Source organism: Oribacterium sp. oral taxon 078 str. F0262, from assembly GCF_000160135.1.
Classification (GTDB): domain Bacteria; phylum Bacillota; class Clostridia; order Lachnospirales; family Lachnospiraceae; genus Oribacterium.
The window spans coordinates 39,400-51,364 of record NZ_GG729937.1 but is presented as its reverse complement, the minus strand read 5'-3'; the positions used below and the strand labels follow the sequence as shown (position 1 = coordinate 51,364).

Sequence of the window (11,965 nt, the reverse complement as noted above, 5' to 3'; positions counted from 1 at the left end):
AGAATTGTCTCCCGGGGAGAGAAGGGACAGCTGGGAAAAGGGGGAGTCGGCCTTCCTGCGAAAGCCGACTCCCCCTTTCCTTGGCTGTACACCGCGTTTTCCCGGAGAAGCTATTCCTGAACCGGAAGCCTTCCGCTCTCCATGTTCTTTGGCAGGATGCCGTTTAAAAGGAGGGCGACGACAAAGACCACGGCGACGACGTTTCCCCCGAAGACCGTCTGGATGAGAGGCGGGAAATTCTTCCAGATCTCACTCTCCGGGCTCGTCGTAAAGCCGATTCCGACCGCGAGGGAGAGGGAGGTGATGATGATGTTCCTCTGGCTGAAGCCGCAGGCGGAGATCATCTGGATGCCGGAGCTCACGATGCTTCCGAACATCATGATCGTGCAGCCCCCGAGGACGCACTGCGGGAGGGAGGCGAAGAAGTTTCCGACGGGGGGCAGAAGGCCCGCGAGCAGCATGGCCGCGGCTCCGGTCGCGATCGTGAAGCGGTTTACGACCTTTGTCATCGCGATGAGCCCCACATTCTGGGAGAAGGAGGTCACGGGAGGACAGCCGAAGAGGGCGGAGATGCTGGAGGCGAAGCCGTCACAGCCCAGGGAACCGGAGACCTCCTGTTCCGTGATCTCCCGGTTTAAACCGGAGGAGACCATGGCGGAGGTATCTCCGATCGTCTCTGCGGCGGAGACCAGGAAGATGATGCAGACGGAGAAGATCGCCCCGGGGTGGAAGACCGGACGGAAGGGAAGGAGATGCGGGAGTGAGAGGAGACCGCCGGAGAAGATCCCGCTGAAATCCACCATCCCGAGGACAGCGGAGAGGATATAGCCGACGATGAGTCCCGCGAGGACGGAGAGCTGCTTTAAGTATCCCTTCGCAAAGATGCTCCAGAGAATGCAGGTGAGAAGCGTGATGCCCGCGACAGAGAGATTCTGAAGAGAGCCGAAATCATCATTGTAGCCGCCTCCGAAGGAACGGGCCCCCACGGTGAAGAGGGAGAAGCCGATCGCGGTCACGACGGTCGCGGAGACGATCGGAGCGATGAAGTGCTTCCAGTAGCGGGCGAGCAGGCCGAGACTGCCCTCGAAGATCCCTCCCACGAGCACGGCGCCGATCATGCTCGGATAGCCGTAGTTTGCCGCGATACTGCTTAGAATTGTCACGAAGGTGAAGCTCACACCCATGACGATCGGGAGTCTGGCCCCGATCTTCCAGAGGGGAAAGAGCTGGATCATGGTCGCGATTCCCGCGACAAACATCGCGTTTTGCAGGAGCATTGCAAGCTGTCCCGGCAAAAGGGCAGGCTGCGCGGCTCCGGCGATGATCGTGATCGGCGCCAGATTGGAGACGAACATTGCGAGCACATGCTGCAGACCGAAGGGGATCGCCTTTCCGATCGGAACCCTGCCGTCCAGCTGGTAGATGTTTTCCATGCGGGCCGCCCCGCTGCTTTTCTGACTCATGGTAAAAGGCCCCTCCTAAAGCCGGTACCGCGAAAATGAAAGCCTTCTGTCTGAGATTGCCTGAGCTTTGGCTGTCTTTTCCCGGTGTTTTTCTCATCCTTTATGAATAAAAGTCATGCGCAGGGAGCGGGAGCTTCCTGTGCCCTCCGGGCGGACAGAAGGCAAGAAGACAAAGACTAATATAAAGACTAATATACTGAAAGTGCAGCATGATGTCCACCGGGCGGAGATGCGGAAAAGGGCAGGCTTTTTTCTCAAATGACAAAAATATGACAAAAAATATTTTAGGCTCCATTGACGAAAAGATAGGATTTACGCGGCCCGTTTTGATTCACAGATCGGGCTCTCAAAGAGATTTTTAGCGATATCGGAGAGAGAGGGGGAAGGGATCTAAAAAAGTTTTTTGTCGCTTGTCCACAGAAACGAAGAGAGATTATTAGAAAGAACTGTTAATGGACGCCCGCTTTCGTATTTTTTATAATGAGATGAGGGAACAGGAAGGATCAGGAGGTATAAGCATGGAAGTGGGTCAGGGAAAGGTCAGGGTCGACGCGTATGCGAAGGTGTGCGGGGAAGCGAAGTATACTGCGGACCTGGAGCCGAAGAATATCTTGCATGGGAAGGTACTGCACTCGGAAATCGCAAATGGTCTGGTGAAAAGCATGGATATCTCCGAGGCGGAGAAGGTGCCGGGAGTCGTAAAGGTACTGACCTGCTTCGATGTGCCGGACTGCCAGTTTCCGACTGCGGGGCATCCCTGGAGTGTGGAGGAGAAGCATCAGGATATCTGCGACAGGAGGCTCCTGAACCGGCGCGTGCGCTTCTATGGGGACGACATCGCCTGCGTCATCGCGGAGGATGAGGTCGCGGCGCAGCAGGCCCTCCGAAAGATCAAGGTGGAGTATGAGGAGTATCCTGCGATCCCGACGGTGGAGCAGGCGATGGCGGAGGGGGCCACGCCGCTTCATCCGGATCTCCGTAAGGACAATGTGATCGTGCACAGCCATATGACGATGGGAAAGGCGGACTTTTCCTTCGAGAAGGCCCTCGAGGAGGCGAAGAAAGAGTACGGAGAGGAAGAGCTCGTCTATGTAGAGGAGGAGCTGGATACGCCGAGGATCTCCCACTGCCACATCGAGCTTCCGGTCTCCTGGGCCTATGTGGACAATAACGGGAAGGTCACTGTGACCTGCTCCACGCAGATCCCCGCGATCGTGAAGCTGTACACGGCCATGGCTCTGGGGATCCCCACGGGGAAGGTCCGGATCATAAAGCCCTACATCGGGGGAGGCTTCGGAAACAAGCAGGATGTACTCTATGAGCCGCTCAACGCCTTTATGAGCATGCAGGTCGGCGGACGGCCGGTGCGTCTTGAGATCTCCCGGGAGGAGACCATCATCTCTACGAGAACCCGGCACAAGATCACGGGCTATGTGAGAGGTCTTGCGAAAAGGGATGGCACGATCCTCGCGAGGAGTCTTGACGCCTATGCGAACAACGGCGCCTACGCCTCCCATGGGCACGCGATCTGCGCGAACTGCTGCACGGTGTTTAAGGATCTCTACCGGGACCGCATGGGGACGGAAGCGGATGGCTGGACAGTCTATACGAGCTCCCCGACGGCGGGGGCGATGCGGGCCTACGGCATCCCGCAGTCGATCTGGTTCACGGAGTGTCTGGTGGATGATCTTGCGAAAAAGCTCGGCATGGATCCCTATGAGCTCCGCATGAAAAACTGCATGGAGGAAGGCTTCCGTGATCCGGGGAACGGCATCACCTTTCGCTCCTATGGCTTAAAGCAGTGCATGGAGAAGGGGGCGGAGCTCTTTCACTGGACGGAGAAGAGGGAAAAGTACGGGCATGAGAGCGGCATGAAGCGCCGCGGCGTCGGAATGGCGATCTTTTGCTATAAGACGGGCGTGCATCCCATCTCCCTGGAGACCGCCTCTGCCCGCATGGTGCTGAATCAGGACGGCTCCGCGCAGCTCATCATGGGGGCGACGGAGATCGGACAGGGCGCGGATACGGTATTCACCCAGATGGCGGCGGATACGAGCGGCCTTCGCTTTGATGAGATCTACATCGTCTCCACGCAGGACACGGATGTGACGCCCTTTGATACCGGGGCCTACGCCTCCCGCCAGACCTATGTCTCCGGCATGGCGTGCAAGAAGGTCGCGGAGGAATTCCGGAGCCGCATCCTCGATTATGCCGCCTATATGCTGAACAACAGCGTGGAGGATATCTCGAAGACGATCTATGCGAAGGAGGTCAGCAGGGCGGAGGAGAAGCTCCGCTCTCAGCTCTCCCTCTCTCCCAAGGAGAAGATCCTGCCGGAGATGCTTGAGATCGTGGATTCCCGCGTCGTCCTGAAGGAAGGGGGAGAAGCTCTCTTTCCTCTCTCGATCCTGGCGGACACCGCCTTTTACTCTCTGGACCGCGCGGTCCACATCACGGCGGAGGTCTCGAACCAGTGCAAGGACAATACCTTCTCCTCCGGCGTCTGCTTCGCGGAGGTCGAGGTGGATCTTCCCCTCGGACTGGTGAAGATTCTGGATCTCGTGGAGCTCCATGACTCCGGCATCATCATCAATCGGAAGACCGCGGAGGGCCAGGTGCACGGAGGAATCGCGCAGAGCATAGGATATGCGCTCTCGGAGGATCTCCTTGTGGATGAGAAGACGGGCCGTGTCCTGAATGACAACTTGCTGGACTTCAAGATCCCGACCGCGATGGACGTGCCGGATATGAGGATCGACTTCGTGGAGCTTGAGGATCCCACGGGCCCCTACGGCAACAAATCCCTGGGAGAGCCGCCGACGATCGCCGCGGCTCCGGCGATCCGAAACGCCGTTTTGCAGGCCACAGGCATCGGCATGAAGGTCGCCCCGATGACCAGTCAGAGACTGATTGAGGCTTTCCAGGAAGGAGGGCTTCTGTAGACGCTTTAGGACATGACCGCGCTTCCCTCTCTGGATGGGGCTGGCAGAGGATAGATAGAAGGAGTTCAGGAGATGTTTGATATCGCAGGCTTTTATGAGGCACGCAGTGTAGACGATGCTGTCAGGGCGCTCTCGGAGGATGAAAATGCCGAGCTGATTAACGGAGGAACGGATGTCCTGATCCGTGTAAGGGCGGGAAAGGATGCGGGAAGAGCCCTCGTATCTGTGAAAAATATCCCGGAGATCAAGGGGGTGAAGCTGCTTCCGGACGAATCGATCTGGATCGGAGCCGGCACGAGCTTTACCCATATTACGAATGATCCTCTGATCATGGAGCATCTTCCGATGCTGGGAGAGGCCGTGGATATGGTCGGCGGCCCGCAGATCCGAAACATGGGAACCATGGGGGGGAATATATGCAACGGCGCGACCTCCGCGGACTCCGCGGCGAGCGCGGTCTCCCTCAATACAGAGCTTTTGCTCACGGGACCGGAGGGGGAGAGGAGGATCTCGATCCATGACTTTTATACCGGACCGGGCCGAACGGTCCGAAGACGGGAGGAGGTCTGCACCGGCTTTTTGATCCGAAAAGAGGACTATGAGGGCTGGACGGGAAAGTATATCAAGTACGGAAAGCGCCGGGCGATGGAGATCGCCACACTCGGCTGTGCGGTCCGCGTGAAGCTGAATGGGGACAGAAGCAGGATCGAAGAGGCGCGCCTTGCCTACGGCGTCGCGGCGCCCACGCCGATCCGCTGCAGGAAGGCGGAGGAGAAGCTTAAGAATCGGAGCCTCTCGGACCCCGGGCTTCTCTCCGATTTCTCAGAGACAGCTCTTACGGAGGTGAATCCGCGGAGCTCCTGGAGAGCCTCCAGGGAGTTTCGCATGCAGTTGATTTCGGAGCTCGCAAAGCGCGCGCTGTCAGAGGCCGTGAAGCTGTCAGGAGGTGAAATCCATGCTTAAGATCATTCATGTCACAGTGAACGGCCGGGAGAGAGAGATCGCGGTCGATGAGCGGGAATCCCTCCTCGATACTCTGAGAAATCGCCTGGACCTAAGCTCCGTGAAGAAGGGATGCGAGGTCGGGGAGTGCGGGGCCTGCACCGTGCTTGTGGACGGAGAGGCCATCGACAGCTGCATCTACCTCGCGATGTGGGCGGACGGAAAGTCCGTCATGACGGTGGAGGGCCTGAAGAGCAGGGAGGGTGATCTCTCTCCGATCCAGAAGGCCTTCATCGAGGAGGCGGCGGTGCAGTGCGGCTTCTGCACGCCGGGCATTATCATGAGCGCGGTGGAGATCGTCGGGACCGGGAAGCGCTACACGAGGGAGGAGCTTCGGAAGCTGATCTCCGGGCACCTCTGCCGCTGCACCGGCTACGAGAAGATTCTGGACGCTGTCGCGCGGTCGGTGGAGGAGCATCTTCGCGGGGCCGCGGACTGAGCTTCCGGCAATGCGATGGGGATTTGTCACAATGCCCATCAGCCCGCTGTGACTGTGGCCGTTTTTGTATTGTGCCGCGGATTCCTGCATGGGGCAGGGAGAACCGGGATAGAGAGTATCAGGGAGGAAAGATGGAGGAGATTTTTCGCTTTACGGTGAACGGGGAGGAGAGAGAATGCAGGACAGAGCAGCCGCTGCTCCGCTATCTCAGAGATGAGCTCAGGCTCACCTCGGTGAAGGACGGCTGCAGCGAGGGCGCCTGCGGAACCTGCACCATCATTATCGATGGGAAGGCCGTGCGCTCCTGCATCATGAGCACGAAGAAGGCCGCGGGAAAGAATATCATCACGACGGAGGGGCTCAGTCTCCGGGAGAAGGAGGCCTTCGTCTATGCCTTCGGAAGGGCCGGGGCGGTGCAGTGCGGCTTCTGCATCCCCGGAATGGTGATGTCCGCGAAGGCTCTGATCGACCAAAATCCCGCTCCGACAGAGGAGGAGATCAAGAAGGCGATCCGGGGCAATATCTGCCGCTGTACCGGCTATAAGAAGATTATCGAGGGGATCGACCTTGCGGCCCGGATCCTCCGAGGAGAGCTCGAGATCGACGAGGCGGTCGAGGAGGGGGAGAGAGGCTATGCGGTCGGGGACTCCGCCTTCCGCGTGGATGTCAGAGAGAAGGTGCTGGGAGAAGGGGAATACGTGGACGATGTTGTCATGCCGGGCATGCTCTACGGAGGAGCTGTGAGGACGGAGTACCCGAGAGCCCGCATCGTAAAGATCGACACCGAAGGGGCAAGGGCTCTGCCCGGCGTAGTCTGCATCCTGAAGGCGGAGGATGTCCCGAGAAACAAGGTCGGCCATATCCAGCAGGACTGGGATGTCATGATCGCGGAGGGCGATATCACAAGGTGTATCGGCGATGCGCTCTGCCTGATCGCCGCGGAGTCCCCGCTGATCCTGGAGGAGGCGAAGAAGCTCGTGAAGGTGGAGTATGAGGTCCTTCCGCTGGTCCATAATATTCATGAGGCCATGGCGGAGGGCGCGCCCAGAATCCACGAAAACGGAAACCTCTGCCAGAAAAGGCATGTCACAAGGGGAGACGCGAAGAAGGCGCTTGCGGAATCGAAGTATAAGGTCACGGAGAGCTTCACGACACCCTTTACGGAGCACGCCTTCATGGAGCCGGAGTGCGGTCTTGCCTTCCCCTATAAGGACGGGGTGAAGGTCCTGACGAGCGATCAGGGGGTTTACGATACCAGGAAGGAAATCGCCTACATGCTGGAGTGGGACCCGGATAGGATCGTCGTCGAGAACAAGCTGGTCGGAGGCGGCTTTGGCGGAAAGGAGGATGTGACGGTTCAGCACACCTCCGTGCTGCTCGCCTTAAAGACGGGCCGCCCGGTCAAGGTGAAGTTTTCCCGGCAGGAGTCCATCAATTTCCATCCGAAGCGCCACGCGATGGAGGGGACCTTTACCCTCGGCTGTGATGAAAACGGCATCTTTACCGGCCTGGACTGTGAGATCTACTTCGATACCGGAGCCTATGCCTCCCTCTGCGGACCGGTGCTGGAGAGGGCCTGTACGCATTCCGTGGGACCCTACTGCTATCAGAACACGGACATCCGGGGCTTTGGCTATTACACCAACAATCCCCCGCGGGGGCCTTCCGGGGCTTCGGCGTATGCCAGAGCGAATTTGCCCTCGAGATGATTATCAATAAGCTCGCGGAGAAGGTCGGCATCAGCCCCTGGGAGATCCGCTTCCGGAATGCGATCGAGCCGGGAAAGGTCCTTCCAAACGGGCAGATCGCGGATGAGTCCACCGCCCTGAAGGAATCCCTCCTCGCGGTGAAGGAGGTCTATGAGAGCAACCGGGGTCATGCGGGCATCGCCTGCGCGATGAAGAACGCCGGAGTCGGCGTCGGGCTTCCCGACAAGGGAAGAGCCAGGCTGGTCGTGGAGAACGGCCTCCCCGTGCTCTATACGGCGGCTTCCGATATCGGTCAGGGCTGCCGGACTGTCTTCCTCCAGATGCTGAGCAGTGGGACGGGGCTTCCCCTCGAGAAGCTCAGGGTCGGCTCCGGCAGCACGGAATTTGCCCCGGATTCCGGGACGACCTCCGGCTCCCGGCAGACTCTGATCACCGGGGAGGCGGTGAAGGAGGTCGCGAAGCTCTTCCGAAAGGAGCTGGATCTGCATGGGGGAAGGATCTCGGAGCTCGAGGGAAGAGAGTTTTTCTATGAGTTCTTTGATCCGACCGACAAGCTCGGGGCGGAGAAGGAATTCCCGAAGAGCCATGTGGCCTATGCCTACGCGACCAATGTGGTGATCCTCGACCCGGAGGGGAAAGTCACCGATGTCTACGCGGCGCACGATGCCGGAAAGGTCGTGAATCCGATCTCCATCCAGGGGCAGATCGAGGGCGGCGTCCTGATGGGAATGGGCTATGCCCTGACGGAGGACTTTCCTCTGAAGGACTGCATCCCCGCGGCAAAGCTCGGGACCCTGGGACTGCTCCGGGCGAATCAGATCCCGGATATCCATGCGACCTATGTGGAGAGAGAGACGCAGCTTCCCTTTGCCTACGGCGCAAAGGGAGTCGGAGAGATCTCCTCGATCCCCATCGCGCCCGCGATCGCCGGAGCCTACTATGCGCTGGACGGGATCTTCCGGACGAAGCTTCCGATGGACAACACCTATTACCGGAAGAAAAAATCCTGAGGAAGGACCCGCATCGCCGACGGGACTGATATCTGAGTGCTGACACAAAAATAAACATAGAAAAAAGGGTTAGAGCCTGCATTGTTGGCTCTAACCCTTTCCATCTAATTCACGATTCAAATAATTTTCCTAAATTGCAATAACAAGTTCCTTAACCACAGAGTGAGGATTCTCATGTCCGGACGGTAGTTAAGCTTTTCGGATATTTCCGGCTTTTCGGCTTTCCCGATTACCCCCATCATGAACGTTACATCTTCCTGTAGTGTTTCTTTGCTCCACGGCATTCAGCCTGATAATATTACTCATAATCCCTATTCACAAGCTCCGATTTCTCGGATTATTTCTTAAACAGTTCCGAATGCGTTCCGAGACGATATAGCATGAGCACCAGCACCTCATCGCGGATTTCATACACCAGGAGCCAGTCCGGCTCAATGTGGCATTCCCTTGTTCCTTTATAGCTGCCGGACAGATCATGGTCGCGATATCTTGCATCCAGCGTGCCCCCGTCTGCAAGAATATTTACGACCTCAAACAATTTATTCAGATCCTTGTTCTGTTTCTTTGCCAGCTTCAGATCCTTCTTGAACTGGTTTGTAAACTTTACCTCGTACTTCATACTTCCAGCGCCGCCTTAAGGTCATCCATATTGGTGCAGCCCTTCACGCTGCTGTCGGAAGCGATACGCCTGCCCTCTTCAATTGCAGCGGCGGTTGTTTCATTCGGCACATCCAGCTTAAGTGCAAAAGGAATTCCATTTTCCCGGATCGTCGTTCTGAGGAACATATTGATAGCCGTGGTCATGTTCAGACCCAGCTCGGAAAAAATTCTGTCGGCCTGGTCTTTTATTTCCTTATCGGTTCTGATATTCAGATTCGTAGTAGCCATGATATACACCTCCATTCTATCTATATCATATACATTTATTCGTCTACTATCAACATATTGTCATTATATTTTGTATCGACACAAAGAATCCCAACCGGACCCCAGATGAAATCTTCGAGGAGGAAATCGACCGAATCTACCAGGCTACTGCCTAGCGGAGGATGTCCAACTTGTTATTGCAATTTAGGATCCAAATGCAGATACATGGTGGTAAGCAGTTTTGATAAGGCAGAACAAGCGGCGCATATGTTTTGCTGACGGAGGGCTTCCTCCAATGCCCAAAAGGCGGCAATACTGAGACGCACGGAAACGGACTGCATAAAAGCTTCTGTGAAGAAAATGTGTCAAGTAATCTTCTTGCGCTTCGGCGCCCGAGCATGTGTAAGCGCCGCGGAGGAAGCAGGGCAAAGCGATGAATTTCCATTTGCGAAGCGATTATGCTTTAGAGAAGACGACGGACTTTGTGAAATTGATGAAGTTCTGATTGACATTGCGGGGAACAAGCAGTACCATCTAAGCCACAATACAGGAAATACAGGATTTTAAAGGAAAGGGGCATGAGCATGTTTTATCGTAATTCTCGAATGATGAGCTGCATGGATATGGACATGGCTATGCTGATGCCGATGCCCACAGTTTCGTGTGCTCATTTGCTGCCTTTCCGGAAGATCCGGACTCGAATGTGTCTCTGCTAAGCAAGGATAAGCGGAGTTGATGGACGCATTTGAAGCGGGGAGCCTTTGGGCCCCCCGCTTTTTTCGTTGAAGGGAGAATGGATTTGATTGAGTTGACGCATATTTCCAAGGATTTCGGGAAAGATCAGCAGCAGGTTCACGCGCTGCGCGATGTTTCATTGTCCATCGATAAAGCGGAGATTTTCGGGATTATCGGTTTTTCCGGAGCGGGAAAATCTACACTGCTTCGATGCATCAATCTTCTGGAGCGGCCTGCAAGAGGCACGGTCACGGTAGACGGGAAAGAGCTCACGGCTTTGAACGCGCGTGAACTTCGGAGGACACGAAAGAAGATCGGAATGATCTTCCAGCATTTTAATCTGATGCCGTCCCGCACAGTCGCGGGAAATGTAGCCTATCCGCTGCGGGGAAGCGGGCTCGGCAAAAAAGAGACAGAGGACAGGGTGACAGACTTGCTGGAGCTTGTGGGTATTAAGGATAAGGCGAATGCCTATCCCTCTCAGCTCTCCGGCGGACAGAAACAGCGCGTGGCGATTGCGAGAGCCTTGGCCAATGAGCCGAATGTGCTGCTCTGCGATGAGGCCACTTCCGCATTGGATCCCCAGACCACAAAGTCTATTCTTCGGCTTCTGAAGCATCTGAATGAAAAACTCGGCATTACGATTGTGATGATCACACATGAGATGGCAGTGGTCAGGGAAATCTGTCACCGCGTCGCTGTCATGGAGCACGGGCGTGTGGTGGAGCAGGGCGAGGTATTTCATGTATTTTCCAAGCCTGAACAGGAGATCACGAAAAACTTCATCCAGACAACTTCGAATCTTCGGAAGATTGAGGAGCTGCTTTCTGAAAATTCCCCGGTGGTTCAGCTTCAGCCGGGGGAGCTGATCGTTCGGCTCTCCTATTTACAGAGAAATGTCTCCGAGCCGCTGATCTCCACGGTATCACAGAAGTTTGGCCTTTCCCTGAATATCATCTTTGCGGATATCAGCATCGTAGAGGATGCACCCATTGGCGGAACGGTGGCGATCATCAGCGGAGAGCGGGAACGGATTGAAGAAGCGATGAAATATCTCATTGAGAAGAAGGTAGGCCTGGAGGTGATCAAGGATGCAAGAATTTCTGAATAACTGGATTCCCAATGTCATGGCGAAGCTGCCGGACTTTTATGCCGCAATCGGTGACACCCTTTTGATGCTCATCTGGTCAGGCGCTATCTCCTTTGTCCTCGGCCTGATCCTTGGTGTGCTGCTCACGGTCACGAAGCCGGACGGCATTTTGGAAAATAAAATCGTCTATCAGATCCTGGACAAGCTGGTCAGCCTGTTCCGTTCCATCCCCTTTATTATCCTCTTGACATGGGTCATGCCGCTGTCTCGTGCCATCATGGGGACGGCGATTTATGTGCGCGGGGCCATTGTTCCGCTGGTGTTCGGCTGTGTTCCTTTTTTCACCCGGCAGGTGCAGACCGCCTTGGCCGAGTTGGATCCCGGGCTCATTGAGGCGGCGCTCTCCATGGGCTCCAGTCCCGCAGAAATCATCTTTCGTGTCTACTTGAGGGAAAGCATAGCGGCTATCGCACGGAGTACCACGATCACAGCCATCAGTCTTCTGAACCTGACCGCTATGGCCGGTGTGGTCGGTGCAGGCGGCCTCGGTGATTTCGCCGTCCGCTACGGGCATGACAGAAATATGTCGGATGTGACCAATGTGACCGTGATCGTTCTGCTCATCCTCGTCTGTATGATGGAATGCATCGGCGCTCATATTGTCAGAAAGAGCAGGCATTAAGGAGAAAGAGCAGGCATTAAGGAGGA

Annotated in this window: 8 protein-coding genes and 1 pseudogene; 6 read left to right on the top strand and 3 right to left on the bottom strand. The window is 56.2% G+C overall.

The features are described from left to right. Positions 1-110: 110 nt before the first annotated feature. A complete protein-coding gene (locus GCWU000341_RS11130) occupies positions 111-1,463 on the bottom strand; it encodes a uracil-xanthine permease family protein (protein WP_009216129.1) in 1,353 nt (450 codons plus the stop codon). A gap of 518 nt (positions 1,464-1,981) precedes the next feature. On the opposite strand from GCWU000341_RS11130, the gene xdhA reads away from it, so the two are divergent. The 4 genes and pseudogenes from xdhA (at position 1,982) to xdh (ending at position 8,565) form a co-directional block, all read left to right on the top strand. Continuing rightward, on the top strand, positions 1,982-4,405 hold the full coding sequence (gene xdhA, locus GCWU000341_RS11125) for a xanthine dehydrogenase subunit XdhA (protein ID WP_040654311.1): 2,424 nt from the start codon (positions 1,982-1,984) through the stop codon (positions 4,403-4,405). Between the two features lie 72 nt (positions 4,406-4,477). Beyond that, positions 4,478-5,368: a xanthine dehydrogenase subunit XdhB gene (xdhB, locus tag GCWU000341_RS11120; RefSeq protein WP_009216125.1), complete on the top strand. Its 891-nt coding sequence runs from the start codon at positions 4,478-4,480 to the stop codon at positions 5,366-5,368. Then, positions 5,361-5,846, top strand: coding sequence for a xanthine dehydrogenase subunit XdhC (gene xdhC / locus GCWU000341_RS11115; protein WP_009216124.1), 486 nt, complete (start codon positions 5,361-5,363; stop codon positions 5,844-5,846). The genes xdhB and xdhC overlap by 8 nt, the downstream gene beginning before the upstream one ends. A 131-nt stretch (positions 5,847-5,977) precedes the next feature. Further along, positions 5,978-8,565, top strand: a pseudogene (xdh, locus tag GCWU000341_RS14390) (selenium-dependent xanthine dehydrogenase). A 337-nt stretch (positions 8,566-8,902) separates the two neighbouring features. Here the strand turns inward: xdh and GCWU000341_RS11105 are convergent. Both GCWU000341_RS11105 and GCWU000341_RS11100 read right to left on the bottom strand, forming a co-directional pair. Next, complete coding sequence (locus GCWU000341_RS11105; protein ID WP_009216120.1) at positions 8,903-9,184, bottom strand: type II toxin-antitoxin system YafQ family toxin; 282 nt, start codon at positions 9,182-9,184, stop codon at positions 8,903-8,905. After that, complete coding sequence (locus GCWU000341_RS11100; protein WP_040654309.1) at positions 9,181-9,453, bottom strand: type II toxin-antitoxin system RelB/DinJ family antitoxin; 273 nt, start codon at positions 9,451-9,453, stop codon at positions 9,181-9,183. The genes GCWU000341_RS11105 and GCWU000341_RS11100 overlap by 4 nt, the downstream gene beginning before the upstream one ends. Before the next feature lie 778 nt (positions 9,454-10,231). Here GCWU000341_RS11100 and GCWU000341_RS11090 point away from each other — a divergent pair. Together GCWU000341_RS11090 and GCWU000341_RS11085 are read left to right on the top strand one after the other, a co-directional pair. Then, positions 10,232-11,278: a methionine ABC transporter ATP-binding protein gene (locus GCWU000341_RS11090; protein WP_040654349.1), complete on the top strand. Its 1,047-nt coding sequence runs from the start codon at positions 10,232-10,234 to the stop codon at positions 11,276-11,278. Continuing rightward, the gene (locus tag GCWU000341_RS11085; RefSeq protein WP_009216116.1) at positions 11,259-11,939 is read left to right on the top strand and encodes a methionine ABC transporter permease; all 681 of its coding nucleotides are present in this window, start codon (positions 11,259-11,261) and stop codon (positions 11,937-11,939) included. The genes GCWU000341_RS11090 and GCWU000341_RS11085 overlap by 20 nt, the downstream gene beginning before the upstream one ends. Positions 11,940-11,965 lie beyond the last annotated feature (26 nt).

Excerpts from the sequence above, each read along its gene's own strand:
- GCWU000341_RS11130 (WP_009216129.1), bottom strand. The coding sequence starts at position 1,463 with ATGAGTCAGAAAAGCAGCGGGGCGGCCCGCATGGAAAACATCTACCAG.
- xdhA (WP_040654311.1), top strand. The coding sequence starts at position 1,982 with ATGGAAGTGGGTCAGGGAAAGGTCAGGGTCGACGCGTATGCGAAGGTG.
- xdhB (WP_009216125.1), top strand. The coding sequence starts at position 4,478 with ATGTTTGATATCGCAGGCTTTTATGAGGCACGCAGTGTAGACGATGCT.
- xdhC (WP_009216124.1), top strand. The coding sequence starts at position 5,361 with ATGCTTAAGATCATTCATGTCACAGTGAACGGCCGGGAGAGAGAGATC.
- GCWU000341_RS11105 (WP_009216120.1), bottom strand. The coding sequence starts at position 9,184 with ATGAAGTACGAGGTAAAGTTTACAAACCAGTTCAAGAAGGATCTGAAG.
- GCWU000341_RS11100 (WP_040654309.1), bottom strand. The coding sequence starts at position 9,453 with ATGGCTACTACGAATCTGAATATCAGAACCGATAAGGAAATAAAAGAC.
- GCWU000341_RS11085 (WP_009216116.1), top strand. The coding sequence starts at position 11,259 with ATGCAAGAATTTCTGAATAACTGGATTCCCAATGTCATGGCGAAGCTG.